The sequence below is a fragment of the Lysobacter sp. TAB13 genome (assembly GCF_052113885.1).
Lineage (GTDB): Bacteria > Pseudomonadota > Gammaproteobacteria > Xanthomonadales > Xanthomonadaceae > Lysobacter > Lysobacter gummosus.
Map to the genome: position 1 here is coordinate 1 of NZ_JBFRDR010000328.1, position 385 is coordinate 385.

Below are 385 nucleotides of genomic sequence, written 5' to 3' on the forward strand. Positions count from 1 at the left end.
TCGTCAGGCTTGATGACATAGACATAGGAGCCCTTCTGCCCGACCTGCACGGCGACCGTCGGGATGATCGTGGCGTTGTCGAGCCTGTCGGCCTCGACCGCGACGTCGACATACTGGCCGGGCCAGAGCGAGAGGTCGGCATTCGCGAAAGCGGCCTTGGCCGCGATGGTGCCGGAAGCGATGTCCACACTGGAATCGACGAAGGTGAGGGTTCCTTCTGCCGGCGGGCGCGGCGAGTCGGCGGGTTTCGCGGTGACCTTGAGAACCTTGCCGGCCGTGAGCGCCGCTTGCAACATCGGTACCTCGCGTTCGGGCAAGGTGAAGGCGACGCGGATCGGCTTGACCTGCGTGATCGTGACGAGGCCCGGGCCCGCGCTGTTGGCGC

General features: G+C 66.5%; 1 pseudogene. It reads right to left on the reverse strand.

What is annotated here, in order from left to right:
* Nucleotides 1-385 (reverse strand): annotated as a pseudogene (locus AB4Y92_RS26385) (efflux RND transporter periplasmic adaptor subunit); the annotation flags it as partial.